The organism is Mesorhizobium sp. WSM4906 (assembly GCF_029674625.1).
Classification (GTDB): Bacteria; Pseudomonadota; Alphaproteobacteria; order Rhizobiales; family Rhizobiaceae; genus Mesorhizobium.
This window is the reverse complement of sequence record NZ_CP121355.1, coordinates 5,881,851-5,906,915: the sequence shown is the minus strand read 5'-3', so window position 1 is coordinate 5,906,915 and position 25,065 is coordinate 5,881,851. Positions and strand designations below refer to the sequence as shown.

The 25,065-nt window shown below is 64.1% G+C and carries 23 protein-coding genes, 3 pseudogenes and 1 riboswitch; of the genes and pseudogenes, 19 read left to right on the top strand and 7 right to left on the bottom strand.

What is annotated here, in order from left to right:
- Window positions 1-79: 79 nt before the first annotated feature.
- Window positions 80-340, bottom strand: coding sequence for a DUF1344 domain-containing protein (locus QAZ22_RS28690; protein WP_278204289.1), 261 nt, complete (start codon window positions 338-340; stop codon window positions 80-82).
- Window positions 341-553: 213 nt separating this feature from the next.
- On the opposite strand from QAZ22_RS28690, the gene aroC reads away from it, so the two are divergent.
- From aroC to QAZ22_RS28670, 4 genes and pseudogenes are all read left to right on the top strand, one after another.
- Window positions 554-1,663, top strand: coding sequence for a chorismate synthase (gene aroC / locus QAZ22_RS28685; protein WP_278204288.1), 1,110 nt, complete (start codon window positions 554-556; stop codon window positions 1,661-1,663).
- 131 nt (window positions 1,664-1,794) lie between these two features.
- Entirely contained in the window at window positions 1,795-2,895 is a 1,101-nt protein-coding gene (gene ribB, locus QAZ22_RS28680) for a 3,4-dihydroxy-2-butanone-4-phosphate synthase (protein WP_278204287.1), read from the top strand.
- 293 nt (window positions 2,896-3,188) lie between these two features.
- A pseudogene (locus QAZ22_RS28675) lies at window positions 3,189-3,392 on the top strand (hypothetical protein); the annotation flags it as partial.
- 189 nt (window positions 3,393-3,581) lie between these two features.
- The gene (locus tag QAZ22_RS28670; protein WP_278204286.1) at window positions 3,582-4,562 is read left to right on the top strand and encodes a hypothetical protein; all 981 of its coding nucleotides are present in this window, start codon (window positions 3,582-3,584) and stop codon (window positions 4,560-4,562) included.
- A gap of 179 nt (window positions 4,563-4,741) precedes the next feature.
- Here the strand turns inward: QAZ22_RS28670 and bluB are convergent.
- Window positions 4,742-5,254 (bottom strand): annotated as a pseudogene (gene bluB, locus QAZ22_RS28665) (5,6-dimethylbenzimidazole synthase); the annotation flags it as partial.
- Window positions 5,255-5,367: 113 nt separating this feature from the next.
- A riboswitch (cobalamin riboswitch) is annotated at window positions 5,368-5,547 on the bottom strand.
- 115 nt (window positions 5,548-5,662) lie between these two features.
- On the opposite strand from bluB, the gene QAZ22_RS28660 reads away from it, so the two are divergent.
- The 6 genes from QAZ22_RS28660 (at window position 5,663) to QAZ22_RS28635 (ending at window position 10,654) form a co-directional block, all read left to right on the top strand.
- Window positions 5,663-6,589: a histone deacetylase family protein gene (locus QAZ22_RS28660; RefSeq protein ID WP_278073315.1), complete on the top strand. Its 927-nt coding sequence runs from the start codon at window positions 5,663-5,665 to the stop codon at window positions 6,587-6,589.
- Window positions 6,590-6,592: 3 nt separating this feature from the next.
- Entirely contained in the window at window positions 6,593-6,844 is a 252-nt protein-coding gene (locus tag QAZ22_RS28655) for an exodeoxyribonuclease VII small subunit (RefSeq protein WP_278204284.1), read from the top strand.
- Between the two features lie 42 nt (window positions 6,845-6,886).
- A complete protein-coding gene (locus QAZ22_RS28650) occupies window positions 6,887-7,153 on the top strand; it encodes a DUF2277 domain-containing protein (protein ID WP_127426349.1) in 267 nt (88 codons plus the stop codon).
- A gap of 9 nt (window positions 7,154-7,162) precedes the next feature.
- A complete protein-coding gene (locus tag QAZ22_RS28645) occupies window positions 7,163-8,083 on the top strand; it encodes a pirin family protein (protein ID WP_278204280.1) in 921 nt (306 codons plus the stop codon).
- Window positions 8,084-8,314: 231 nt separating this feature from the next.
- Window positions 8,315-10,228 (top strand): 1-deoxy-D-xylulose-5-phosphate synthase, encoded by a 1,914-nt coding sequence (gene dxs, locus QAZ22_RS28640; protein ID WP_278204278.1) that lies wholly within the window; start codon window positions 8,315-8,317, stop codon window positions 10,226-10,228.
- Between the two features lie 150 nt (window positions 10,229-10,378).
- Window positions 10,379-10,654, top strand: a complete 276-nt coding sequence (locus QAZ22_RS28635) for a hypothetical protein (RefSeq protein ID WP_278204277.1) — start codon at window positions 10,379-10,381, stop codon at window positions 10,652-10,654.
- A gap of 58 nt (window positions 10,655-10,712) precedes the next feature.
- Here QAZ22_RS28635 and QAZ22_RS28630 read toward each other — a convergent pair whose 3' ends face one another.
- Window positions 10,713-11,108 (bottom strand): GFA family protein, encoded by a 396-nt coding sequence (locus QAZ22_RS28630; RefSeq protein ID WP_278204276.1) that lies wholly within the window; start codon window positions 11,106-11,108, stop codon window positions 10,713-10,715.
- A gap of 114 nt (window positions 11,109-11,222) precedes the next feature.
- Here QAZ22_RS28630 and QAZ22_RS28625 point away from each other — a divergent pair, with 114 nt between their 5' ends.
- From QAZ22_RS28625 to QAZ22_RS28615, 3 genes are all read left to right on the top strand, one after another.
- A complete protein-coding gene (locus QAZ22_RS28625) occupies window positions 11,223-11,996 on the top strand; it encodes a TlyA family RNA methyltransferase (RefSeq protein WP_278204275.1) in 774 nt (257 codons plus the stop codon).
- Window positions 11,993-13,234: a class I SAM-dependent RNA methyltransferase gene (locus tag QAZ22_RS28620; protein ID WP_278204274.1), complete on the top strand. Its 1,242-nt coding sequence runs from the start codon at window positions 11,993-11,995 to the stop codon at window positions 13,232-13,234. The genes QAZ22_RS28625 and QAZ22_RS28620 overlap by 4 nt, the downstream gene beginning before the upstream one ends.
- Before the next feature lie 170 nt (window positions 13,235-13,404).
- Window positions 13,405-16,098 (top strand): caspase domain-containing protein, encoded by a 2,694-nt coding sequence (locus tag QAZ22_RS28615; RefSeq protein ID WP_278204272.1) that lies wholly within the window; start codon window positions 13,405-13,407, stop codon window positions 16,096-16,098.
- A 135-nt stretch (window positions 16,099-16,233) separates the two neighbouring features.
- Here QAZ22_RS28615 and QAZ22_RS28610 read toward each other — a convergent pair whose 3' ends face one another.
- The 4 genes and pseudogenes from QAZ22_RS28610 to QAZ22_RS28595 all read right to left on the bottom strand — a co-directional run bounded on the left by QAZ22_RS28610 (window position 16,234) and on the right by QAZ22_RS28595 (window position 19,410).
- Entirely contained in the window at window positions 16,234-16,794 is a 561-nt protein-coding gene (locus tag QAZ22_RS28610) for a transglutaminase-like cysteine peptidase (protein WP_278207974.1), read from the bottom strand.
- A gap of 243 nt (window positions 16,795-17,037) precedes the next feature.
- Window positions 17,038-17,284: pseudogene (locus QAZ22_RS28605) on the bottom strand (AbrB/MazE/SpoVT family DNA-binding domain-containing protein).
- A 43-nt stretch (window positions 17,285-17,327) separates the two neighbouring features.
- Window positions 17,328-18,740, bottom strand: a complete 1,413-nt coding sequence (tldD, locus tag QAZ22_RS28600; RefSeq protein ID WP_278204270.1) for a metalloprotease TldD — start codon at window positions 18,738-18,740, stop codon at window positions 17,328-17,330.
- Between the two features lie 127 nt (window positions 18,741-18,867).
- Window positions 18,868-19,410: an invasion associated locus B family protein gene (locus tag QAZ22_RS28595; RefSeq protein WP_278073304.1), complete on the bottom strand. Its 543-nt coding sequence runs from the start codon at window positions 19,408-19,410 to the stop codon at window positions 18,868-18,870.
- 328 nt (window positions 19,411-19,738) lie between these two features.
- On the opposite strand from QAZ22_RS28595, the gene coxB reads away from it, so the two are divergent.
- The 6 genes from coxB (at window position 19,739) to QAZ22_RS28565 (ending at window position 25,031) form a co-directional block, all read left to right on the top strand.
- Window positions 19,739-20,623, top strand: coding sequence for a cytochrome c oxidase subunit II (gene coxB, locus QAZ22_RS28590; protein WP_278204267.1), 885 nt, complete (start codon window positions 19,739-19,741; stop codon window positions 20,621-20,623).
- Between the two features lie 38 nt (window positions 20,624-20,661).
- Window positions 20,662-22,311: a cytochrome c oxidase subunit I gene (gene ctaD, locus QAZ22_RS28585; RefSeq protein ID WP_278204265.1), complete on the top strand. Its 1,650-nt coding sequence runs from the start codon at window positions 20,662-20,664 to the stop codon at window positions 22,309-22,311.
- Window positions 22,312-22,384: 73 nt separating this feature from the next.
- Entirely contained in the window at window positions 22,385-23,329 is a 945-nt protein-coding gene (locus tag QAZ22_RS28580) for a heme o synthase (protein WP_278204263.1), read from the top strand.
- Entirely contained in the window at window positions 23,326-23,508 is a 183-nt protein-coding gene (locus tag QAZ22_RS28575) for a hypothetical protein (protein WP_278204261.1), read from the top strand. The genes QAZ22_RS28580 and QAZ22_RS28575 overlap by 4 nt, the downstream gene beginning before the upstream one ends.
- Before the next feature lie 7 nt (window positions 23,509-23,515).
- Window positions 23,516-24,148: a cytochrome c oxidase assembly protein gene (locus QAZ22_RS28570; RefSeq protein WP_278204259.1), complete on the top strand. Its 633-nt coding sequence runs from the start codon at window positions 23,516-23,518 to the stop codon at window positions 24,146-24,148.
- A gap of 1 nt (window position 24,149) precedes the next feature.
- Window positions 24,150-25,031 (top strand): cytochrome c oxidase subunit 3, encoded by an 882-nt coding sequence (locus QAZ22_RS28565; protein WP_278204257.1) that lies wholly within the window; start codon window positions 24,150-24,152, stop codon window positions 25,029-25,031.
- Window positions 25,032-25,065: the final 34 nt, after the last annotated feature.

Sequence of the window (25,065 nt, the reverse complement as noted above, 5' to 3'; positions counted from 1 at the left end):
GCATGGATTCTAGGGTCTGCGCGCGTCGCTACGCTCCTCGCTTCGCCCTAGAATGACGAAACACGGACGCTCCAGAAAGCTAATTCTGATCGCTGTCAGGCAGCTGCATATCCGTCACGACATTCTCGCCGTTGGTCACGTCGTAGGCAATGACGATGTCCATGCCGGGCTTCAATGCGTCGAGGTCGGTCTCGGCGTTGAGCTTGTAGGACTTTCCGTCGTCGAGCGTCAGGGTCAGCGTGTCCTTGTCGACTTTCTTGATCAGGCCCTCGGTCTGGCCGGCGAATGCGGCGGTGGAAATCATGAGCATGGTGCCAACGGCGCCAATCAGGGTACGCATCGTCGTCCTCTTTTGGTCATTGCGCCGGCATGAGCAACGGCGGATCCTCAACGGCGGATGGAAGAGAGCAGAAACCAACCGAATGTGTCAAAACTAAATCGGCCAGATCACAGATTGATGCATCCGATCACCGTTTGACCGCTGTGGAAAACGCCAATAGAAGGCAGCCTTGAACCGGCGAACCGGGCTCCGCCGCCGGGCAGGGCGTTTTCCATGTCGCACAACACATTCGGCCATCTGTTCCGCGTCACCACCTGGGGTGAAAGCCATGGCGCCGCGCTCGGCTGCGTTGTGGACGGCTGCCCGCCCGGCATCCGCTTCAAGCGCGAGGATATCCAGGCCGAGCTCGACCGTCGCCGCCCCGGCCAGTCGCGTTTCGTCACCCAGCGCCGCGAGCCGGACGAGGTGAAGATCCTCTCAGGCTTCATCCTCGACGAGGACGGCCAGACCATGATCACCACCGGCACGCCGGTGTCGATGCTGATCGAGAATGTCGACCAGCGCTCCAAGGATTATGGCGAGATCGCCCGCCAGTATCGGCCGGGCCATGCCGACTACACCTATGAGGTCAAATACGGCCTGCGCGACCATCGCGGCGGCGGCCGTTCCTCGGCGCGCGAGACAGCGGCGCGGGTGGCGGCCGGCGCGCTGGCGCGCAAGGTTGTGCCGGGCATGGTGGTGCGCGGCGCGCTGGTCTCGATGGGCGAAAAGTCGATCGACCGCGCCAACTGGAACTGGAATTTCGTCAGTGATGCCGAGAACCCGTTCTTCACCCCCGATCCGGCCTCGGTCTCGATCTTTGCCGCCTATCTCGACGGCATCCGCAAGGCGGGATCCTCGGTCGGCGCGGTGATCGAGATCGTCGCCGAGGGCGTGCCGGCGGGCCTCGGCGCGCCGATCTACGCCAAGCTCGATCAGGACATCGCATCGGGCCTGATGTCGATCAACGCGGTCAAGGGCGTCGAGATCGGCAACGGCTTCGAGGCCGCCCGCATCACCGGCGAGCAGAACGCCGACGAGATGCGCATCGGCAATGATGGCAAGCCGGTGTTTTTGTCCAACAATGCCGGCGGCATCCTTGGCGGCATCTCGACCGGCCAGGCGATCGTCGCCCGCTTCGCCGTCAAGCCGACCTCATCGATCCTGACCCCGCGCAAGTCCATCGACAAGGACGGCAAGGACGTCGAGGTGATGACCAAGGGCCGCCACGATCCGTGCGTCGGCATCCGCGCCGTTCCGATCGGCGAGGCCATGGTTGCCTGCGCGATCGCGGATCATTATCTGCGGCACAGAGGACAGACGGGGAAGGGAGTAGGGGAGTAGGGGAGTAAGGCAGTAGGCGAGTAAGGCAGTAGGGCCGTAGGCTACGTCGTGCCCTGACGTCAAACTTTTTGCTTTTCCCTACTCCCTTACTGCCCTATTCCCCTACTCCCCTGCGAGCGAAGCGAGCACGTATGCCTTACGACCAGAAGAAGATCGTCGAAGCGATCCGTGCCTTCGAGCGCGGCGAGATCGTCGTCGTCATGGACGATGACGGGCGCGAGAACGAGGGCGACCTGATCGTCGCCGCGGTGCACTGCACGCCGGAAAAGATGGCCTTCATCGTCCGCAACACGTCCGGCATCGTCTGCACGCCGATGCCGCGCGAGGAGGCACGGCGGTTGAACCTGGCGCCGATGGTGGCCGACAACGATTCCGCCCACACCACCGCTTTCACCGTCAGCGTCGATTTCAAGCACGGCACCACGACCGGCATTTCCGCCGATGACCGCACGCTCACTGTTCGCAACCTCGCCAACGGCAATGTCGGGCCGACCGATTTCGTACGCCCCGGCCACATCTTCCCGCTGATCGCGCGCGAAGGCGGTGTCCTGATGCGTTCCGGCCATACCGAGGCCGCGGTCGACCTCTGCAAGCTCGCTGGCCTGCCTCCGGTCGGCGTCATTTCCGAACTGGTCAACGACGACGGCACGGTCAAGCGCGGCCCCGAGGTTCAGGCTTTCGCGGAACAGCATGGCCTTAAGCAGGTTTCGGTCGCCGACCTCATCGCCTACCGCCAGCGCAAGGAAACGCTGGTCGAGCGCGTCGCCTGCTCCGACATCGACACGCCCGGCGGCAAGGCGCAGGTCTTCACCTACACGCTGCCTTGGGATTCCATGCATCACGTCGCGGTCGTCTTCGGCGACATCCGCGACGGCGAGGAAGTGCCGGTGCGCCTGCATTCGGAGGACGTCGTGACCGACGTCTTCGGCACCAGCCACCGCCTGGATCACATCATGAAGGCAATGGGCGAGCGCAAGCGCGGCGTTATCGTCTATCTGCGCGAAGGCTCGGTCGGCGTCGCCCACCAGGAGCGCAGGCGCCCGATGAGCGGCGAGCGCGAGGACCATGAGGAGGCGCGCCGGCGCGAGAGCGAGTGGCGCGAGATCGGCCTTGGCGCCCAGATTCTCAGGGATCTCGGCATCTCCTCGATCAACCTGATCGCCTCGCGCGAGCGCCACTATGTCGGCCTCGAAGGGTTTGGCATCCATATCGCCAAGACGGAGATTCTGTAGGCTGTCGAGGGATGCGCCGGAAGTTCGGAAGCGTCCGCGACGTCGTCATCCACGGGCGGAGCAAGGAGCAAAGCGACGCGCGAAGACCCGAGGATCCATTCCGTGACCTTGACGCGTTGCAACGGTGCAGAATTCTGCTTCGCTGCACTCTACGGCTAAGGTAACGGCATGGATTCCAGGGTCTCCGCGACGGAGCTTCGCTCCTGCTTCGCCCTGGAATGACGAAGTTTGAAAGGCTTCGGCTAGTTTCGAGCGATGGCGATGGGTTTTGGCGAAAACGAACGACCGGCGGTCTTCCCGATCTCGATCCCGAGACCGCGGCGCGGCTGATCAACGGCGCCAGCAGCCAGGCCTCGCAGCGCATCGCCAATTCCAGGGACCCCGAAGCGACGTCGAAGAAGGCGATAGCGGCATTCAAGCAACTGCTCGAAGGCTTGCGCAAAAAGCCCCGACCGCACGATCGGGTAACGATATCGCCGGGTTGTGCACCGTTTTGAGGCGGTCACGGTGCCGCCGCAATTGACAATCGCAGACCTGAGCGCATCCTCTCCGGCCATTCTCTTACAGCGCAGCGCGTTCCTTGAACGCGCAAAGGATGCTGTAACACTTTTGATGTTTGCGCATGATCCTTTCCGAAAATCGGTTCCGATTTTCGGGGTCATGCGCGGGGCGGGAGAGTCGGGGCCATGTGGGACTTCAGCATCGGCCGGTCGGTGTCCATCATGATGCGGACATGGCCGTTCATCGTCTTTCGCATGATCGTCTATTTCGGCATCACGGTGGCCTACATCGTGGCGACCGGCACCGGCGCCAGCGTCGGCTACGGCGTAGGCCATATCTCCACCGATCCGGACGGACCGATGTCGTTTGCCTTATGGGGCGGCGTGGTCGGCTTCGGCGTCGTCTCGATCGCCGTCTACTGGATCCGCGAATATATCCTCTACGTTCTCAAGGCCGGCCACATCGCCGTCATGGTCCATCTGATCGATGGCCACGACGTTCCCGACGGCCAGGGCCAGATCGCCTATGCGAAGGAAGTGGTGACCCAGCGTTTCGCCGAGGCCAACATTCTTTTCGTCGTCGACCAGCTGGTGAAGGGGGCCATCCGCGCCATCACCGGCCTGATCGGCGGCATCGCGGCGTTCCTGCCCATTCCCGGCTTGAGCGGCATCGTCAGCTTCATCAACACGGTCATCCGCCTGTCGCTGACCTATGTCGACGAGATCATCCTCGGCTATAACATCCGCATCAATTCGAACTCGCCGTTCGAGACCGCCAGGCAAGGCGTCGTGCTCTACGCGCAGAACGGCAAGCATATGGTCAAGAACGCCGTCTGGCTGGCGGTGATCATGTGGGGTGTGTCCTTCGTCATCTTCCTGCTGATGCTGGCCCCGGCAGCCGCCATCCTCTGGGTGATACCGGGGCAGCTTGCCGGCTGGGCCTTCGTGCTCGCCATCGTCTTCGCCTGGGCTTTCAAGGCTGCCTTCATCGAACCCTTCGCCATCGCTTCGCTGATGCAGGTCTATTTCGACACCATCGAGGGCCAGGTTCCGAATCCTGACTGGGATGGGCGGCTGGCCGAGGCCTCGTCGAAATTCAGGGAGCTTCGCGACAAGGCGCTCGGCTCCTTCGGCGGCTCGCGCTGGGATTCGCCCCGGGCTGCTTGAATGGCAGCCTCCACGACGGCAGACTGATCACGGCTTCGCTCGTCCCCCGAACCAAGGCGGGCGATCGCCGACTTGAGCTGTGCCTCGCCGGCACCGCAAAAGGTTTCGCTCATCACCAGCTCGGGCAGCGGCAGGCGCTTGCCCCAGCCATGCGCTTCGAGGTCCGGCTTCGGCGCGAATGCCGAGACGCGGCCGACGCAGAGATAGGCGATCGGCGTGACATGCTCGGGGATCGACAAGAGCCGCTTCAGCGCCTCGGTTTCGATGATGCTCACCCAACCGACGCCGACGCCTTCGGCGCGCGCCGCCAGCCAGAAATTCTGTACCGCGCAGACGGTGCTGTAGAGGTCCATCTCCGGATTGTGCCAGCGCCCGAGCGGCGAATTCTTCGAGCGCTGTCGGTCGCAGGTGATGCACAGGTTTAGCGCGCTTTCGCAGATGCCCTCGAGCTTCAGTTTGCGGTAGAGCGCCTGCCGCTCCGCCTCGATCGCCGGCAGTTCCTGCTCGCGCGCGGCCAGAAACAGGTCGCGCACCTGTCGTCGCCTTGCCGCATCGCGGATGACGATGAAGTTCCACGGCTGCATGTAGCCGACCGATGGCGCGTGATGGGCGGCTGTCAGCAGCCGCGCAAGCACGCGATCGTCGAGATCGTCCGAAACAAAATGGCTGCGCACGTCCCGTCTTGTGAACATCGCCCGGTAGACGGCGTCGCGCGCCAATTGGTCAAAGTCGTCGCCGCTCGTGGCGGCCGTTCGTGCCTGCATCGCTTGTCCCCTTGCGAAAGCAGTCTTCCGCCTGACCATGCGGACGACCATGTCTGCCGGGCCGGTCTTCTGGCTCGGGATCGACCCGCATCCGGCGCCTTCCCGTCCAGGACAGTGGCTTTTGCCGGCGCGGTCCCCCTCACAGCGTTGGGCACGCCACGGAATTCAACCGTGTTCCCGATTCTCCCGCGTCCGCGGGCACCAGGCAGCGATGGGACCTTATCGTGAAGCGGAAGCCGCGCCAATGCCGCCAGCGACACGGCACGGCGCGATTTTCCCCAATCATTCGGTGCTGGAACATAGCTATCCGGGCGACAGGTGCCTAGATTAGGGGCCATGGCTACCCGTCTCTACACCCATCCGGTATTTCTGGAACACCTCACGCCGCCCGGCCATCCCGAGCGGCCGGACCGTTTGCGCGCCATCGAACGCGTGCTGGACGACGAGGCTTTTTCGGCCCTCGACCGTGTCAAGGCGCCGGAAGGCGACGAGGCGACGATCCTCTACGCGCATCCGGAGGATTTTGTTGCCCGCATCCGCGCGGCCATTCCTGCGAGCGGTATCGTCTCGATCGACGCCGACACCAGCGCCAGTCCGAAAAGCTGGCAGGCCGCGGTGACGGCGATCGGCGCCGCCAATGCGGCGATAGACGATGTCTTCGAGGGCCGCGCCGCCAATGTCTTCGTTGCCGCGCGCCCGCCCGGCCATCACGCCGAAAAGACCACCGCGATGGGTTTTTGCCTGTTCAACACCGCGGCGATCGCCGCTCGTCATGCGCAGAAGAAGCATCAGGCCGAGCGCGTCGCCATCGTCGATTGGGACGTCCATCACGGCAACGGCACACAGGACATTTTCTGGGACGATCCGTCGGTGCTCTATTGCTCGACGCACCAGATGCCGCTTTATCCTGGCAGCGGTGCCAAAAGCGAAACCGGCGCCGGCAACATCGTCAACGCGCCGCTTGCGCCGAGCACCGGCAGCGACACGTTCCGCGACGCCTTCCTGTCGCGCGTGCTGCCGTCGATCGATGCGTTCAAGCCGGACCTGATCATCATTTCCGCCGGGTTCGATGCGCACCATCGCGATCCGCTGGCCGAGATCAACCTGACCGAGGATGATTTCGACTGGGCAACCGGCCAACTGATGGATCGCGCCGGGCGCCACAGCGGCAACCGGCTCGTCAGCCTGCTGGAGGGCGGCTACGATCTGCAAGGACTGGCATTTTCGGTCGCCGCCCATGTCGGGCGGCTGATGAAGGGATGAATTATGGCTGATGAAGCTAATGAAGACGTCAAGGCGATGAGCTTCGAACAGGCGCTCGACGCGCTGGAGAAGATCGTCGATGATCTGGAGCGCGGCGATGTCCCGCTCGACCAGTCGATCAGGATATACGAACGCGGCGAGGCGCTGAAGGCCCACTGCGACCGGCTGCTCAAGGCCGCCGAGGATAAGGTCGAGAAGATCAGGCTGTCGCGCGACGGCAAGCCGGTGGGAACGGAGCCGCTCGACGCCGAATAGAACGGAAGCGGCGGGGGAGAGAAACAGGCAAGGAGTCCAAGCATGTGCCGAAACATCAAGACCCTGTTCAATTTCGATCCGCCGGCGACCGACGACGAGGTCCATGACGCGGCCTTGCAGTTCGTGCGCAAGCTGAGTGGCTCGACCAAGCCGTCCAAGCGCAACGAGCATGCCTTCCACCACGCCGTCGAGGCGATCGCGGCCGCCGCGCGCGAGCTGCTCGACAGCCTCGAAACCACCCAGCATCCGCGCAATCGCGAGGAAGAGGCCGCCAAGGCGAAAGCCAGGTCCGCGCTCCGCTTCGCCTGAGGTCGTGACATGAGCTTCTTCCCGGGTAACGATCCTGAGGCCGGCGATGCCTTCTCCTGCGACCAGATCGAATTGATGGTCATCCCCAACGCCAAGGACATTGGCGGCTTCGAGGTTCGCCGCGCCTTGCCGACCGCGAAACGCAGGCTGGTCGGTCCGTTCATCTTCTTCGACCGCATGGGTCCGGCCATCCTGCGCGCCGGCCACGCGATCGACGTGCGTCCGCATCCGCATATCGGGCTCTCCACCGTCACTTATCTGTTCGACGGCAAGATCAGGCATCGCGATTCGCTCGGCACCGAGATGGTGATCGCGCCAGGCGACGTGAACCTGATGACCGCCGGCCGCGGCATCGTCCATTCGGAACGCACGCCGGAGGAGCTGCGCGGCGCGCCGATGTCGATCTCCGGCCTGCAGACCTGGCTTGCGCTGCCGGACGACCAGGAAGAAATCGCCCCGGTGTTCGCCAACACGTCGGTGATCCGCCTGCCCGAGATCGACGCCGAGGGCGTCAGCGGCCGCGTCGTCATCGGTGAATTTTCCGGCCTGCGCTCGCCGGTCACGACCGCCTCGGAAACGCTCTACGCCGATCTGCGGCTCGCGGCGGGCGCCAGCGTGAAGATCCCGGCCGATGCCGAGGAGCGCGCCATCTACACGCTGGAGGGCGAGGTTTCGATTGCCGGCGACCGCTTCCCGGCCGAGCGGCTTCTGGTGTTCAAACCGGGCGAGGAGATCGTCGTTACGTCGGAGCGCGGCGCGCATTTCATGCTGTTCGGCGGAGCGTCGCTGGGCTCCAAGCGTTATATATGGTGGAACTTCGTTTCGTCCTCGAAGGAACGCATCGAGCAGGCCAAGGAAGAATGGAAGACAGGCCGCTTCGATATCGTTCCTGGTGATGAGGAAGAATTCATTCCGCTGCCGGAAGGTTAGAGCAGGATGGACATCCTGCGCCGACCGCGTCACTGACACGCATTTACATTCGCTCGCCGGCGGCATATTTCGCGCATGATCAAGGCGCATATTGTGAAGATTGGAGCAATTCCGGGAAAAGTGTGAAGCGGTTTTCCGTCCGGAATTGCGTGAAACAGAAAAGACAGAGCGGTGCGGTGAAACGGTTAACCGCTCTGATGCAACGTTAAGATTTCAGCAGGCCGCACCAGAGTGAACCCGAAGCCCGATACGCCGCTCCTCGACAAGGTCCGCATCCCCGCGGATTTGCGGGCGCTTGAGGAAAGCGAGCTGCCGCAGCTGGCGACGGAACTGCGCGCTGAGCTGATCGATGCCGTGTCGCACACCGGCGGCCATCTCGGCGCGGGCCTCGGCGTCGTCGAGCTGACGGTTGCGCTGCACTATGTCTTCAACACGCCGGAAGACCGGCTAATCTGGGATGTCGGCCACCAGGCCTATCCGCACAAGATCCTGACCGGCCGCCGCGACCGCATCCGCACGCTCCGCCAGGAGGGTGGTCTCTCCGGGTTCACCCGGCGGGCAGAGAGCGAATACGACCCATTCGGCGCAGCTCACTCCTCGACCTCGATTTCCGCCGGCCTCGGCATGGCCATGGGACGCGAGCTCGCTGGCGGTCGCAACAACGTCATCGCTGTCATCGGCGACGGCGCCATGTCCGCCGGCATGGCCTATGAGGCAATGAACAATGCCGGCGCGCTCGACGCCCGCCTGATCGTCATCCTCAACGACAACGACATGTCGATCGCCCCGCCGACCGGTGCCATGAGCGCCTATCTGGCCAGGCTCGCATCCGGCAAGGCCTACCTGGGCTTGCGCGATTTCGGCAAGAAGCTGTCGTCCTATCTCGGCAAGCGCGCCGACCGCGCCATCACGCGCGCGGTCGAGCATGCGCGAGGCTACGTCACCGGCGGCACGCTGTTCGAGGAGATGGGCTTCTATCACATCGGCCCGATCGACGGACACAATCTCGAGCACCTGATCCCGGTGCTGAGGAACGTCCGCGACAATGCCGACGGCCCGGTGCTGATCCATGTCGTGACCCAGAAGGGCAAGGGCTACGCGCCGGCGGAAGCGGCGGCCGACAAATATCACGGCGTCAACAAGTTCGACGTCATCACCGGCGCGCAGGCCAAGGCGCCGGCCAATGCGCCGAGTTACACCAAGGTCTTCGCCGAGAGCCTGATCCAGGAAGCGCGCGAGGACGACCGCATCGTGGCGATCACCGCCGCGATGCCGAGCGGCACCGGCCTCGACCTGTTCGGCGAGGCGTTCCCGACCAGGACCTTCGATGTCGGCATTGCCGAGCAGCACGCGGTGACCTTCGCTGCCGGCCTCGCCACCGAAGGCTACAAGCCGTTCGCCGCCATCTATTCGACCTTCCTGCAGCGCGCCTACGACCAGGTCGTGCATGACGTGGCGATCCAGAAGCTGCCGGTGCGCTTCCCGATCGACCGGGCCGGCTTCGTCGGTGCCGACGGCGCCACCCATTGCGGCGCCTTCGACACGACCTTCCTGGCCACGCTGCCCGGCTTCGTCGTGATGGCCGCAGCCGACGAGGCGGAGCTTCGCCATATGGTGCGCACCGCGGCCGATTATGATGGCGGCCCGATCGCCTTCCGCTATCCGCGCGGCAACGGTGTCGGCGTCGACATGCCGGAGCGCGGCTCGGTGCTCGAGATCGGCAAGGGCCGTATCCTGAAGGAAGGCACCAAGGTGGCGCTTCTGTCCTTCGGCACTCGGCTGCAGGATTGCCTGCTGGCCGCGGAGGAGCTTGGCGCGGCAGGTCTTTCCACCACCGTTGCCGACGCCCGCTTCGCCAAGCCGCTGGACGAGGACCTCATCCGCCGCCTTGCCCGCTCGCATGAGGTTCTGGTGACTGTGGAAGAGGGCGCGGTCGGCGGTTTTGCCAGCCAGGTGTTGCATTTCCTCGCCCATGAAGGACTGCTGGAAAACGGACTCAAGGTGCGCCCGCTGGTGCTGCCGGACGAATTCATCGATCATGCCAAGCCCGAGAAGATGTATGCCGACGCGGGCCTCGATACGGCTGGCATCGTGCGCACGGTCTTTGCCGCGCTCGGCCACGGCGTGCAGGCGCAGCGCGCCTGAATCGAAATCTCAACGTGCTGAATCCCTTTGCCGGCTTCCGGCTGTAAGTATTTGTTAACGCTTTCGTTTGGCGGTTCGGTTACCTTCTCTTTTGGCCGATTTTCAACGGCGCCCTGCTAAGACCTTGGTCCTAGGCAGGGGATAAGAACAATGAAATCGTTCCTGAGCGGCATGACCCTTGTGATGGCCATGGCCGCACCGGTGGCAGCCGAAACGCGTTACGACCGCAATCTCGAAAAGGCGGTGATGGACATCGTCGCCAGCAAGATGGGCAACATCCGCGGCGGCTTCTCCTATAAGCAGGTTCCTCAAATGGTGGTGCTGCCGGGGGGCGAACCGGTTGCGGCTGAGCCGCGCAGCCAGGCTTCCAACGACGACGGGCTGATGCCGGCCGTCGAGCGCCCGGCTTCGCGAACAGTCTTCTGATGCATGTCGCTCAAAAGCGTCCCGCGGTTTTGGGACAACGACATGCATCAAACAGAAATCAGAACCAGAGATCGCGCACGCAGCGGCCGTCGCGCGGCAGGTCGTCGAATGTGTCGAGACCGTCGAAATGGTCGATCGGCAGGTCGGCGACGGCCTCCGGCGGCGCCAGCCGGACATTGACGGCGATCCGAATGCGGCCGCTTGAACGCAGACCGCGCCAGGCGAGCACGCAGGCGCATGTCGGGCAGAACAGGATCTCGAGCGCCGGCTCGGCCACTTCGGCCCGTGTGTATGAACTCATTGGTCCTGCGATGCGGATACGCTCGTCGAGATAGTCGTAGGCCCAGAGCGTGCCGTAGCGGCGGCAGAGTGTGCAGTTGCAGGCCGTGATCGATCCCGGATCGCCTTCCAGGGTCCAGTGGGCGGCGCCGCAATGGCAGGTTCCCTTCAGCATGGCCTCCTCCTCGGCTGGGTGAGCGAACTTTCGGTATCTGCATTCTGCCGCGCTCCACGTTATATTCAACACGCTGCCATTGCCTTCGCGTTCGGCTTTCGCCAATGAAGGCCGATGAGTTCTCCTGTGCCAGCCAGAACGCGCCCAAGGCTCGACGACTTGCTCGTCGCGCGCGGCCTGTTCGCCAGCCGTTCGCGCGCTCGCGATGCGATCGAGCGCGGCACGGTGACCGTTGAGGGCAGCGTTGCCCGCAAACCCGGCCAGCCTGTCGCACCAGATTGTGTCTTGGCGGTCGACGATCCAGCGCAGGCCTATGTGTCACGCGCGGCGTTGAAGCTGATTGCTGGGCTTGATCATTTCGGCCTCGATCCTTCGCGAAGCGAGGCCCTCGACATCGGCGCCTCGACCGGCGGTTTCACCCAGGTGCTGCTCGAACGTGGCGCCGCCCATGTCACGGCGATCGATGTTGGCCACGGCCAGATCCATGCGGATATTGCCGGCGACCCGCGCGTGACGGTAATCGAGGGTCTCAATGCACGAGACCTGACCGCCGCCGATCTCGGCGGCCGCGTTCCGGATTTCCTCGTTTGCGACGTCAGCTTCATTTCGCTGAAAATGGCGCTGCCGCCGGCGCTTGCGCTGGCCGGCGAGGGCGCCGGAGCGCTGCTTCTCGTCAAGCCGCAATTCGAAGCCGGCCGCGAAGCGATCGGCAAGGGCGGACTGCTCAAGGATCCGGGCGGTGCCGAGCGCATCGCCACAGAATTGCGCGACTGGCTTGCCGCCATGCTGGGCTGGCGCGTGCTTGGGCTGCACCCGTCGCCGATCGAAGGCGGCGACGGCAATCGCGAGTTCCTGCTCGCCGCCGTCAAGGACGGTGCATCGCGATGAGCGCGCGCTTCACCATCTCAAGGCTCGGTTCACAAGGCGACGGCATCGCCAGCGCTGATGGCGGCGAGGTTTTCATCCCGTTCACGCTGCCGGGCGAGACGGTCACCGCCGCGCGCCATAAGGACCGCGCGACGCTGATGTCGGTGCTGCAAGCCTCGCCGCTCCGGGTCGATCCGCCCTGCCGCCATTTCGCCGAATGCGGCGGCTGCGCGCTGCAGCATTTCGAGGCCGAGGCCTATCGACAGTGGAAGCGCGAGCGGGTCGTGCAGGCGCTGAAGGCCAAGGGCATCGCCGGCGAGATCGATGCGCTGGTGCCTTGCGCGCCGCAGACGCGCCGCCGCGTCGTCTTCAGCGCAAGGCGCACCGAGCCCGGCATGCTGCTCGGCTTCGTGCGCGCACTCTCCTCCGAGATCATCCCGATCGAGGAATGCCCGATCTCGCTGCCGGCGATCGTAGGGTCGCTCGACCGCTTGCGGAGGCTGGCCAATCTGGTTTGCGCCACGCCGAAACCCTTCCACATGACGGTCACGGTCACGGCGTCCGGCCTCGATGTTGCCGTCCAGGATGCGGGCAAGCTCGGCGAAAACCAGCGCCGCATCGCCTCGAATTTCGTGATGGCCGAGGGCCTGGCGAGGCTTTCCATCGACGGCGAGGTGATCGTCGAGCCGAAAAAGCCGGTGGTGCAGTTCGGGTCGGTCGCCGTCGCAGTGCCGCCCGGTGCCTTCCTGCAGGCGACGGAGGCCGCCGAGCAGACGATGGCTGGTCTCGTCGGGCGGCATCTGTCGCGCGCCAAGAAAGTCGCCGACCTTTTTGCAGGCTGCGGCAGCTTCGCGCTCAGGCTTGCGGCGAGGTCGGAGGTTCATGCCGTCGAGGGAGATGCGCCGGCCCTTGCGGCGCTCGACCGCGCCTTTCGTTTCGCCGGCGGCCTGAAGCGGGTGATAAGCGAGCGTCGCGACCTCTTCCGCCGGCCTCTGACTTTTAAGGAACTGAACGGCTTTGACGGCCTCGTCTTCGATCCGCCGCGCGCCGGCGCCGAGGACCAGTCGAAGCAGATCGCCCGCTCGGACGTGCCGCTTGTCGCGGCCGTGTCCTGCAATCCGGTGACGCTGGCACGGGACCTGCGCATCCTCCTCGACGGCGGCTATCAGCTGAACAGCGTGACGCCGATCGACCAGTTCCTGTGGTCGCCGCATGTCGAGGCGGTCGCGCTGCTGGAGAAGCCGAAGCGGCGGCGGTAATCCGCAACCGCTGGTTCGCAAGAAATTTTGTGAAGCCTCTGTTCTTCCGACGAAATTGCGCCCTAAAGCCGCCTTTATGCGGGCTCTTAATTTTGCGCTGTTAGGGAAACATTCCTGCCTCTCCGGCGTTAATGTTCCGGAGGGATGCCGGATAAGGAAAGCGGATTGCCATGCAGGCGCTTCAGAAATTCCTCGGCCTCGTCGTCATTCTCATCTTTTTCGCGGTCAGCGCCGCAACCGGGGCATTGGCGCAAGGCGAAAAGCGTCTGGCCTTCGTCATCGGCAATGGCTCCTACAAGACCGGCGAACTCGCAACGGCCGCCAATGACGCCGGCCTGATCGCACAGACATTGCAGGCCGCCGGGTTCGATGTGGTCGGCGCGCGCGACGTAGACCAGGACTCGCTGCGCGGCGCGTTCCGCGATTTCATGGGCAAGGTATCGGCCGCCGGTCCTGACGCCGTCGTTTTCATCTATCTCGCCGGGCATGGCGTGCAGTTCGAGGGCGAGAACTACTTCCTTCCGGTCGATGCCCAGATCGCCAATCCGGCCGATGTCCCGCTTCAGGCGATGCGGATCTCAGACGTCACCAGGTCGCTGTCCGGGCTGCCGACCAAGGTCAATATCGTTGTGCTCGACGCGGCGCGGCCAAATCCGTTTCCGCAGTCGAAAGAGCCGCTGGCCGGTGGCCTTGCATTGGTCGATCCCGATCCGAACATGCTGATTGCCTTCAACGCCGCTCCCGGAACGGTCGCGCCGGAGGGCAAAGGCGCCTACGGAGCCTACGCCCAGGCGCTGGCCGAGATGATGCGCGAAGGCGGCCTGTCGCTGCAGGACGTGTTCGACCGCACGCGGCTGCGTGTCAGCGAAGTCACGCAGGGCGGGGAACTGCCATGGAGCGCTTCGAAGATAACCGCGCCTTTCGTTTTCTTCGAACGCAGCGCGGAAGCTCCCCCGCCCAAAGTTTCGGCCGCGGAGACCCGCGCGATGCGCACCAGGCCGATTCGCGACTTCAGCGCGCATGACGCCTATGTTGCCGCCCTCGAGCGCGACACAATGCGCGGCTACGAGGATTTCCTCGACGTCTATCCGCACGATCCGATGGCCAAGCGTGTGCGCGCCATCCTCGCGGCCCGGCGCGAGGCGATCACCTGGCGTGAGACCTGGATGACAGACACGCCTGAAGCCTACTGGTCCTATCTGGAGCGCTATCCGCACGGCCCGCATGCCTGGGACGCGCGCCGCCGCCTGGAGCATTTCGATGCCGATCTGGAGCCGCCGGCGAGCTTCACCGTCATCGTCTATGACGTGCCGCCGCCGCCGGAAGAGGAAATCATCTATATCGACCGGCCGGTGCTCTATTTCGACGATCCCGATTTCGATTTCGAGCCGCCGCCGCCGATCACGGTGGTCTTCCTGCCGCCGCCGCCGCCGGATTTCGTCGTGCTTGAGCCGCCGCCACCGCCGGTTGACGTCTACATCCTGCCGACGCCGGTGTTCGTGCCGATACCCGTGTTCGTCAACCCGCCGCGCCACATCGTGCCGCCGCCGAACGACATCATCTTCAACAACATCCACAACACGACCGTCATCAACAACATCAACACGACGATCAGAAACGAGACCATCAATCAGGCCGCGCAGCCGAGCGGCAATACCCAGGGTGGCGTCACCACGAGCCAAAAGACGGTCGGAGGCGCCGTTGGCGCCCGCGCGGATGCGCTGGCGGCCAAGGTTGCGCTGCCGCCGCTGCTGAAGAAGCGGGCGGCCATATCCGGTCAGGCCCAGTCCAGGCAACAGGTGGGCTTGCCACCGAAGCCCGGCCAGCGTGTTATCCAGGGTCAGCAGCCAGGCGCCGCGACCGCGCAGCCGGAGACCCAGTCCGCGACCGGCAAGCTGTCGCGCGACCACGCCTTGCCCGGAGCCGACGGCAAAAAGCTGCCGCTCGTCAACGGCAAGCCGGCGCTCAACGAACAGAATTTGCCGGGCAACAGGTCCAGGAAGCAGCTCGGAAAGCAAGGCATCGCGGGCGGCAACCAGGAAGCGACGGGAAATGCCGGCGCCGCCGTGACCGGAGAGCAGGGCACGGATCAGCGGAAGGGCAGGAAGTTCCGCAAGCTGCCGACCGTCAACGGTGCGCCGGCCGACAACGAGCTGAGCGCTCAGGAGAGGTTCAGGAAGAACAATCCCAACGCTTTCTCCGATCAAAGCACCGGCAAACCGAAAAAGCTGAGGCGCAGGGATTTGTCCGCCGGCCAGTCCGTGGTCGAACCGGATAATCAGGGCCCGGTCAGCGGAAACGAGAAGGGCAGGAAGTTCCGCAAGCTGCCGACCGTCAACGGTGCGCCGGCCGAAAATCGGCCGAGCGTGCGGGAGCGGCTGAGGAACAATCCGTCCGTGTTCTCCGACGAAAATCAGGGCGCGCCCAGCGGGAACGACAGGGGCAGGAAGTTCCGCAGACTGCCGACCGTCAACGGTGAGCCGACCGACAACGAGCCGAGCATGCAGAAGCGGCTCAGGAGGAACAATCCGTCCGTGTTCTCCGATCAGACTCAGGGCGCAGCCGGCGGCGGGGGCAGGAAGTTCCGCAGGCTGCAGAACGAGGAAGGGGCCGGCGGCCCGGAAGTCGACGTTCAGCGCAATTTCAGGGTCAACAGGCCGAACGAGAATGCGCAGCGCCAGTTCAGGCAGGAAAGGCCGGCCGAGCAGGTGCTCCGGCCGCAGAGATCGGAGCCGAAGCCGGAATTCCGTGCGCAGCCGAGACCACAGATGCAAGAGCGGCGTGTCCCGCAGGAGCAGCCGCAGCAGCAGTTCAAGAAGAGGCCGTCTTGCGGACAGGAGGGCGAACCGGCTTGCCAGCAGTAGGCGGTCGAAAGCTACTCATGGGCCGGACTTTCCGGCCCGTGAGCTTGCAAGGCGGTGGTACCTATGCACAGGCCCGTAAAGGCTGGTCCGCTCCGACGATGCGGGCCGCTCAGTCTACCAGTTCGGCGGCATTCGTCAGGTTCTCGGCGTGCCGCCGCGCTGGTTGATCGACACCCAGATATTCGGGTTCTGCTGCGACTGGCGTTTCAGGAAATAATAGCCGGTCGCGTTCCAGGGCCGGACTTCGTCGACCAGATTGTCGAGGACGAAATCGCCCTTGTCGGTCTTCACGGTCAGAATGGTGTGACCTTCATTGTTCAGGTCGCGCACCACCGTCATCAGCAGCGCCTGGCGGGGGAATCCCGCTTCCATGAGAAGCTTGCGCTTGTAGAGCGCGTAGATCTTGCAGTCGCCCTTGCCGTCCACCGGATAGTCCCAGTGGTCCATCACCGTGCCCCAGTGATCGTAGTTGCTGACGGGCTTGATGGCGCGGTTCGCCTTCTGGTTTATCCGCTTGAGGGTGCGCAGGTTCTGCGTGGTCAGCTTGACGTTCGTGGCCGGCAGGGCAGGCACTTTGCACTCCTTCGGCCGGCGGTGGCAGAAATCCAGCCAGCCGTAGGGAACGCTGGTGCGTCCTCCAACCGAGGCGGAGTGTAAAACATCGGCAGAAGGTTGCGTCGATGGCCGCTTGAACAATGTCGACTGCGCCGTCGCCGTATCGACGCACAGCGATGTCGCGCCGATCAACGAAACAAGGCCAACGAGGAACGAAGAGGTCAGGACGCCAGGGGAACGCAACAATGCCAGACACCACCGCAACGAGAAGACTGGCGACGAGTTAATGCGGAAACGCCGGCCAAGGCAATTGAACAATTAATAATTTGCTAACACGATCGTGTTCGCGTCCGGCGGGGTCGCTACGCTTCTTGCAGATTGGCATCAATCGCGAGCATGGCGGCGCTGCGCTTCGGCAAGGACCCCGGCGTCCATGTCCTGCAGCGTTCTTGGCATGCCGCTATGCGCCAGGATGCCAAACACCTCCTTCGGCTGCGTCGGGGCAAAAGCCAGCACCCGCTTCAGCAGGACGCCTTCTGGTACATCTTCGACCTGCAAGCGGGTGCCGGCATCCCAGTCCCGCCGTTTTCACCTGTCCCTTTTTCGAGACGGTCGTCGTGAGTTTTTTCAGAACTGGTCATTGGGACTTGATATTACCGGAAAGTTCCGGTGCCTCAGACCCTGGTGCCGCCGACCGTCATCTGGTTCATCCTCAGATGCGGCTGGCCGACGCCGACGGGCACGCCTTGTCCGGCCTTGCCGCACATGCCGATGCCGTTGTCGAGCTTCATGTCGTTGCCGACCATGGTCACGCGGTGCATGGCATCAGGCCCGTTGCCGATCAGCATCGCGCCCTTGATCGGCTGCGTCACCTTGCCGTCCTCGATCATGTAGGCCTCGGTGCAGCCGAACACGAATTTTCCCGAGGTGATGTCGACCTGGCCGCCGCCGAAGGAGACGGCATAGATGCCCTTCTTGACCGAGGCGATGATCTCCTCCGGGCTCATGTCGCCCGAGGTCATGTAGGTGTTGGTCATGCGCGGCATCGGTTGGTGCGCGTAGCCTTCGCGCCGGCCGTTGCCGGTCGCCTTCATCCCCATCAGACGCGCATTCTGGCGGTCCTGCATATAGCCGACCAGCTTGCCGTCCTCGATCAAGACGTTGCGCGCCGAAGGCGTGCCTTCGTCGTCGACGGTGAGTGAGCCGCGTCGCTCGGCAACCGTGCCGTCATCGACCACGGTCACGCCCTTTGCCGCAACCTGCTGGCCCATCAGGCCGGCGAAAGCCGATGTCTTCTTGCGGTTGAAGTCGCCTTCGAGGCCATGGCCGACCGCTTCGTGCAGCATCACGCCCGGCCATCCGCTGGACAGCACGATGTCGAAGGTGCCCGCCGGCGCCGGGACGGCCTCGAGATTGACCAGCGCCTGTCGCAGCGCCTCGCGCGCGGCATGCTTCCAGCTCTCCTCGGTGAGGAATTCGCCAAAGCTCTTGCGGCCGCCCATGCCGTAGGAGCCGCTCTCCTGACGGTCGCCATCGCCGACCACCACGGAGATGTTGACCCTGACCAGTGGGCGGATGTCGCGCACCACCTGGCCGTCGGCGCGCACGATCTCGACATGCTGCCAGGAGGCGGCGAGCGAGGCCGTCACCTGGCGCACGCGCGGGTCGGCGGCGCGCAGCCAGGCGTCGATCTCCTGCAACAGCTTCGCCTTCGCCTCGAAGCTGGGCGAGGGGATCGGGTTCTCGTCGCCATAGAGGTGACGATTGGTGCGGGCGGGCGCTGCGGCGAGCTGGCCCGAATAGCCGCCCTTGACCGCCGAGACGGCGTCGGCGGCGCGCCGCAGCGAGGCTTCCGAAAGGTCGTTCGAATGCGCATAGCCGCTGGCCTCGCCGGCGACGGCGCGCAGGCCGAAACCCTGATCGGTGTTGAAATTGGCCGTCTTCAGCCGGCCATTGTCGAACATCAGCGCTTCGTTTTCGCTGTATTCGAGGAACAGCTCGCCGTCGTCGGCGCCCTTGATGGTGTCGGCGACGATCTCTTTGACACGATCGTCGGAAATGTCGAATTGGCCGATCAGGCTGTTCATGGTAGGGCGTCCGCTGGCGGTTTTGTCTTTCCCCGATGTAGGGGCGAAGACAGGTCAAGACAATCGGCGGCGTTCAAACGGGATTGTCATCGCCGCGGACAAAGGACGGCCCTGCTGCCCCATCGGGTCAGGGGAGCGCGGCGAAACCTTCCGCGAATCCCTTGAGGTCGACGGGAATGCCGATGCCTTCCTCCGGCGTCTGGAAGACGATGAAGGTGGCCGAGGTGCCGTTCTTCAGCGTGTCGAGCAGCGGCTTCTCGAGGATCACTTCCGCATAGCAGCCGTCCTGGAAGCAGCGCACGAAATAGGCGCGGCCGATGTCCTTGCCGTCGACGTTGAGGCCAAGCCCGTTGGGTAAGAGCACGCCGAGCGGCGCCAGTACCCGCAGGATTTCGGCCTTGTTGTCGGCGGTGCGCAGCACCACGACGGAAAGCCCCATCTCCGGGCGGTCCTCGGCGACGACGTTCTGCATCATCACGCATTGCTCGGAGGTCGCGCCGGCGGGCGTGTCGCAGATGATCGACCACGCGCCATGCGTCGACTTGACCGTGCCGCTGGGCGGTGCGGCGGTCTGAGGTGGGGCCGCGCTCGCCGCGCTGGTCAGGCTGGCGCCAAGCAGAACGGCAAGGAAGACGACCTTCGCCAGGGGTCTCGAAAGCCAGGAAGTCATGACGGCTCCATTGCGAATCACGGCACTTTAAGCTGCGCCAAGGCCAAGTAAAGGACGAGACCGTCGCCGGCCCGCCCGGATACCGGCAATTACGCGCTTTTCCAGAGCAAATTCGCCCGAATTGCGACCGTCCGGCGTGCGGCGCGGCGATGGCCGGGGATGCCCTTTGGGTTGCGCGCAAAAATGCCGCACGGTTTCGTCCGCTCCTTCCTTGCGGAGGGAAATAGAGTATGGTTTGAACCACCTTAGGGACAGACCGGGATTCCCAATCCCGGCGTCGTTCGTTATTGGTGCGATCCGATCGCAGGAAGTGGGAGACGAGAGGGCGATGAGAAAATTCATGGCAAGCGCCAGACTTCTGGCAGGTGCTGCGGCCGCAGGCGCGCTCCTCTCCAGCGCATCCGCCTATGCGGATCAGCCCAAGCCATGGGAGACCAGTTTCCAGGCGCCCGCGACCGACATGATGCGGCAGATCGAATGGTTCGGGAACTATACCTTCGCCTTCATCGTGGTGATCACCCTTCTGGTGCTGGTCCTGCTCGCCTACTGCATCCTGCGGTTCCGCGCGAGCGCCAACCCGGTGCCATCGAGGACCAGCCACAACACGCTGATCGAGGTGATCTGGACGGTCGGGCCGGTCGTCGTGCTGCTGCTCATCGCAATTCCCTCCTTCCAACTGCTCACGGCGCAGTACACGCCGCCGGAAGAGGCCAAGCTCACCGTCAAGGCGACCGGCAACCAGTGGAACTGGGACTACGAGTACCAGGTCGACAAGAGTTTCTCCTTCAACTCGGCTGTGCTTCAGGATGCTGATCGCGCCAAGGCCGGCAAGGAAGACCGCAGTCTCTATCCGCGCCTGCTCGCCGTCGACAACGAGCTGGTGGTGCCGGTCAACACCATGACCCGCGTGCTGATCACGGCCACCGACGTCATCCACTCCTTCGCCGTGCCGTCCTTCGGCATCAAGATGGACGCCGTGCCCGGCCGCACCAACGAGACCTGGTTCAAGGCGGAGAAGGAAGGCCTCTATTACGGTCAGTGCTCGCAGCTTTGCGGCAAGGATCACGCCTTCATGCCGATCGCGGTTCGCGTCGTGTCCGACGCGCAGTTCAAGACCTGGCTGGAGACGGCCAAGACCGACGTGCCGGCCGCCAACAAGGCGCTGATGGCCGAGATCGATGGTACCAACAAGGTAGCGGCCGCTGGCAACTGACGCCGCGGGTTAGCAAGATTTAGGGAACGGAGCGGAATATGGCAGAGGCTGCAGCTCACGACCACCACGACCACAGGCCGCATGGCTGGGTCCGGTGGGTGTACTCGACCAACCACAAGGACATCGGCACGCTCTACCTGATCTTCGCGATCATCGCCGGCATTATCGGCGGTGCGCTTTCGGTCGCCATCCGCATGGAGCTGCAGGAGCCGGGCATCCAGATCTTCAGCGGTCTGGCGCAGATGGTCTACGGCATGCAGGGCGATGCCGCCATCGACGGCGGCAAGAGCATGTACAATGCCTTCGGCGCCGCGCACGGCCTGATCATGATCTTCTTCATGGTCATGCCGGCTCTGATCGGCGGTTTCGCCAATTGGATGGTGCCGATCATGATCGGCGCGCCCGATATGGCCTTCCCGCGCATGAACAACATCTCCTTCTGGCTGCTGCCGCCGGCCTTCATCCTGCTGCTCAGCTCGATGTTCGTGCCGAGCTCGCCCGGCGCCTTCGGCCCCGGCGGCGGCTGGACGATCTATCCGCCGCTCTCGACGGCCGGATCACCGGGCCCTGCGATGGACCTTGCGATTCTCGCGCTCCACATCGCCGGCGCCTCGTCGATCCTCGGCGCGATCAATTTCATCACCACCATCTTCAACATGCGCGCGCCGGGCATGACGATGCACAAGATGCCGCTGTTCGCGTGGGCGGTGCTGATCACGGCCTTCCTGCTGCTCTTGTCGCTGCCGGTTCTGGCCGGCGGCATCACCATGCTGCTCACCGACCGCAACTTCGGCACGTCCTTCTTCGTGCCGGACAATGGCGGTGATCCGCTGCTCTTCCAGCACCTGTTCTGGTTCTTCGGCCACCCCGAAGTGTACATCCTGATCCTGCCGGGCTTCGGCATCATCAGCCACATCGTCTCGACCTTCTCGAGGAAGCCCGTCTTCGGCTATCTCGGCATGGCCTACGCCATGGTCGCGATCGGCGCCGTCGGCTTCATCGTCTGGGCGCACCACATGTACACGACCGGCCTGTCGCTCGACACGCAGCGCTATTTCGTGTTCGCCACCATGGTCATCGCGGTGCCGACCGGCGTTAAGATCTTCTCCTGGATCGCCACGATGTGGGGCGGCTCGATCAGCTTCAAGCCGCCGATGCTGTGGGCGCTGGGCTTCATCTTCCTGTTCACGATCGGTGGCGTCACCGGCGTTCAGCTCGCCAATGCCGGCCTCGACCGCTCGCTGCACGACACCTATTTCGTCATCGCCCACTTCCATTACGTGCTGTCTCTGGGCGCGGTGTTCGCCATCTTCGCAGGCTGGTACTACTGGTTCCCGAAGATGACCGGCTACATGTACTCGCCGGTGATCGCCAACACCCACTTCTGGGTCACCTTCGTCGGCGTCAACCTGATCTTCTTCCCGCAGCACTTCCTCGGCCTCGCCGGCATGCCGCGCCGTACCGTCGACTATCCGGATGCGTTCGCCGGCTGGAACATGGTCTCGTCCTACGGCTCCTACATCGCGGCCGTCGGTGTTGCGATCTTCCTCTACGGAGTGTTCGAGGCCTTCCAGAAGAAGCGCGTCGCGGGCGCCAATCCGTGGGGCGAGGGTGCCACCACGCTCGAATGGCAGCTGCCTTCGCCGCCGCCGTTCCACCAGTGGGAACAGCTGCCGAAAATCAAGTAAGCAACTGCCCGAAAGACGAGGCCGCCGGTGAGCCGGCGGTCTTGGCCAACGGAATGATGGACTTTAAGTACGCATGGCCCTTGCCGACCACAAATTGATGGAGGAAGCGGGCTTTCGCATGTCGGAAGCAACCGCGGGCGATTTCTTCGCCCTCCTGAAGCCGCGCGTCATGTCGCTGGTCGTCTTCACGGCTTTTGTCGGCATGGTCGCGGCGCCGGTGGCCGTCAATCCGCTGCTGGCGGTGATCGCCATCCTGGCAATCGCCATCGGTGCCGGCGCCTCGGGCGCGCTCAACATGTGGTACGACGCCGACATCGACGCGGTGATGACCAGGACCGCCGGCCGCCCGGTGCCGGCGGGCCGCGTCACGCCCGGCGAGGCGCTGAGCTTCGGCCTGGTGCTCTCCGTTCTGTCGGTGATGACGCTTGGCGTGCTGGTCAACTGGCTGTCTGCGGCGCTTCTTGCCTTCACCATCTTCTTCTACGCCGTCGTCTACACGATGTGGCTGAAGCGCTGGACGCCGCAGAATATCGTCATCGGTGGCGCCGCCGGCGCCATCCCGCCGGTGATCGGCTGGGCCGCCGTCACCGGGTCGGTCAGCCTCGAAAGTCTGATCCTGTTCCTCATCATCTTCCTGTGGACGCCGCCGCATTTCTGGGCGCTGGCGCTATTCAAGTCCGATGATTACGCCCGCGCCGGCATCCCGATGATGCCGAACGTGGCCGGACCTGCGTCCACGCGTCGCCAGATATTTGCCTATGCGCTGATCCTCGCGCCGGTCGGTGTGCTGCCCTGGTTCCTCGGCTACACCACCGCTGCCTATGGCGCCGTCTCTGCCGCGCTGGGCGCGGGCTTCGTCTGGTATGCCTGGAAGGTGCTGGGCATGAGCGACACCGACCGCGCGATGAAGCCGGCCAAGGCGCTGTTCGGCTATTCGCTGCTCTATCTTTTCGCTGTCTTCGCCGCCTATCTCGTCGACAGCGTGGTCGGGCGCGCGCTCATGACGGGGGGAGCATGATCGTGGCCGACAAGAACCTCGAACTGGTGACTTTGACAGAGCGCCAGCAGAAGGCGCGGCGCAACCGCTCCATCGCCATCGGCGTGGCGCTGGCCGCGCTCGTCGTCATCTTCTACGTCGCGACCATCGTGAAGTTCGGCCACAATGCTTCCGGCCTCACGCCTACGAACTTGATGTGAGGCGGCGATGAGCGGCGAGATCACCACCAGGCCCGTCGGGAAGAACAGCAACCGCGTCGTCGTGGCGGTCTGCCTGGCCTTCTTCACCGGCATGGTCGGCATGGCTTACGCGGCGGTGCCGCTTTACAAGATGTTCTGCCAGGCCACCGGCTATGGCGGCACGACGCAGCGCGCCGAGAAGCAGTATGCCGGTCGCGTGCTCGACCGCGACATCACCATCCGCTTCGATGCCAACACCAACGGCATTCCGTGGCAGTTCGAGCCCGTCGCCCGCTCGGTGACGATCAAGATCGGCGAGACCACGCAGGCGCATTACAGCGCGACCAACAAATTCGACCGCCCGATCACCGGCCGCGCCTCCTTCAACGTGCAGCCGGAAATGGCCGGCGCCTATTTCAACAAGGTGGAGTGCTTCTGCTTCACCGACACGACGCTGAAGCCCGGCGAGACGCTGGACATGCCGGTCGTGTTCTATGTCGATCCAGACATCGTCAACGTGCCGGAACTGAAGGACCTGAAGACCATCACCTTGTCCTACACGATGTTCCCGGTCGAGAAGAAACAGCCGGTAGCGTCGTCCGCGCCGGCCGCTGGCAGCAGCAACAAAGTTCCAGATTCCGAAGCAAGCCTCGGGGGTTGATATGGCAGACGCGCACGCAAAACCGAACCACGACTACCATCTCGTCAATCCGAGCCCCTGGCCTTTCCTGGGCTCTATCGGCGCGCTGGTGACCGCCGTCGGCGGCGTCTGCCTGATGCGGTATCTCAGGGCCGACACCTTCCCGGTCTTCGGCCACAACATCGCCAATCCATGGCTGTTCTTCATCGGCCTCATCATCGTGCTCTACACGATGTTCGCCTGGTGGTCGGACACCATCAAGGAGGCGCATGAGGGCTACCACACGCGCGTCGTGTCGCTGCACCTGCGCTATGGCATGATCATGTTCATCGCCTCCGAGGTGATGTTCTTCGTCGCCTGGTTCTGGGCCTTCTTCGACGCCAGCCTGTTCCCGGGCGAGGCCGCGCAATATGCCCGCGCCACCTTCACTGGCGGCGTATGGCCGCCGAAGGGCCTGGAGGTTCTCGATCCCTTCCACCTGCCGCTCTACAACACCATCATCCTGCTCACGTCGGGCACGACCGTGACCTGGGCGCACCACGCGCTGCTGCATGGCGACCGCAAGGGCCTGATCAACGGCCTGGTGCTGACCGTCGGCCTCGGCATGCTGTTCACGATGGTGCAGGCTTACGAGTACATGCACGCGCCCTTCGCGTTCAAGGATTCGATCTACGGCGCCACCTTCTTCATGGCGACCGGTTTCCACGGTTTCCACGTCATCATCGGCACCATCTTCCTGCTCGTCTGCCTGGTGCGCGCGATACGCGGCGACTTCACCCCGAAGCAGCATTTCGGCTTCGAGGCGGCCGCCTGGTACTGGCACTTCGTCGACGTGGTGTGGCTGTTCCTGTTCAGCTGCATCTATGTCTGGGCCTCGAGCGGCGCGATGATCGAACCCCACTGAAACCAACGGTTTTCGGAAACCAAAAGGGCGGCTG

What these genes read in the sequence shown, in the direction of transcription:
- QAZ22_RS28670 (WP_278204286.1), top strand. Translation starts at nt 3,582, where the DNA reads ATGTGGGACTTCAGCATCGGCCGGTCGGTGTCCATCATGATGCGGACA.
- QAZ22_RS28660 (WP_278073315.1), top strand. Translation starts at nt 5,663, where the DNA reads ATGGCTACCCGTCTCTACACCCATCCGGTATTTCTGGAACACCTCACG.
- QAZ22_RS28575 (WP_278204261.1), top strand. Translation starts at nt 23,326, where the DNA reads ATGATCGTGGCCGACAAGAACCTCGAACTGGTGACTTTGACAGAGCGC.
- QAZ22_RS28655 (WP_278204284.1), top strand. Translation starts at nt 6,593, where the DNA reads ATGGCTGATGAAGCTAATGAAGACGTCAAGGCGATGAGCTTCGAACAG.
- QAZ22_RS28580 (WP_278204263.1), top strand. Translation starts at nt 22,385, where the DNA reads ATGGCCCTTGCCGACCACAAATTGATGGAGGAAGCGGGCTTTCGCATG.
- QAZ22_RS28650 (WP_127426349.1), top strand. Translation starts at nt 6,887, where the DNA reads ATGTGCCGAAACATCAAGACCCTGTTCAATTTCGATCCGCCGGCGACC.
- QAZ22_RS28635 (WP_278204277.1), top strand. Translation starts at nt 10,379, where the DNA reads ATGAAATCGTTCCTGAGCGGCATGACCCTTGTGATGGCCATGGCCGCA.
- tldD (WP_278204270.1), bottom strand. Translation starts at nt 18,740, where the DNA reads ATGAACAGCCTGATCGGCCAATTCGACATTTCCGACGATCGTGTCAAA.
- ribB (WP_278204287.1), top strand. Translation starts at nt 1,795, where the DNA reads ATGCCTTACGACCAGAAGAAGATCGTCGAAGCGATCCGTGCCTTCGAG.
- QAZ22_RS28615 (WP_278204272.1), top strand. Translation starts at nt 13,405, where the DNA reads ATGCAGGCGCTTCAGAAATTCCTCGGCCTCGTCGTCATTCTCATCTTT.
- QAZ22_RS28620 (WP_278204274.1), top strand. Translation starts at nt 11,993, where the DNA reads ATGAGCGCGCGCTTCACCATCTCAAGGCTCGGTTCACAAGGCGACGGC.
- QAZ22_RS28690 (WP_278204289.1), bottom strand. Translation starts at nt 340, where the DNA reads ATGCGTACCCTGATTGGCGCCGTTGGCACCATGCTCATGATTTCCACC.
- QAZ22_RS28645 (WP_278204280.1), top strand. Translation starts at nt 7,163, where the DNA reads ATGAGCTTCTTCCCGGGTAACGATCCTGAGGCCGGCGATGCCTTCTCC.
- coxB (WP_278204267.1), top strand. Translation starts at nt 19,739, where the DNA reads ATGAGAAAATTCATGGCAAGCGCCAGACTTCTGGCAGGTGCTGCGGCC.
- QAZ22_RS28565 (WP_278204257.1), top strand. Translation starts at nt 24,150, where the DNA reads ATGGCAGACGCGCACGCAAAACCGAACCACGACTACCATCTCGTCAAT.
- ctaD (WP_278204265.1), top strand. Translation starts at nt 20,662, where the DNA reads ATGGCAGAGGCTGCAGCTCACGACCACCACGACCACAGGCCGCATGGC.
- QAZ22_RS28625 (WP_278204275.1), top strand. Translation starts at nt 11,223, where the DNA reads ATGAGTTCTCCTGTGCCAGCCAGAACGCGCCCAAGGCTCGACGACTTG.
- QAZ22_RS28570 (WP_278204259.1), top strand. Translation starts at nt 23,516, where the DNA reads ATGAGCGGCGAGATCACCACCAGGCCCGTCGGGAAGAACAGCAACCGC.
- QAZ22_RS28595 (WP_278073304.1), bottom strand. Translation starts at nt 19,410, where the DNA reads ATGACTTCCTGGCTTTCGAGACCCCTGGCGAAGGTCGTCTTCCTTGCC.
- aroC (WP_278204288.1), top strand. Translation starts at nt 554, where the DNA reads ATGTCGCACAACACATTCGGCCATCTGTTCCGCGTCACCACCTGGGGT.
- QAZ22_RS28630 (WP_278204276.1), bottom strand. Translation starts at nt 11,108, where the DNA reads ATGCTGAAGGGAACCTGCCATTGCGGCGCCGCCCACTGGACCCTGGAA.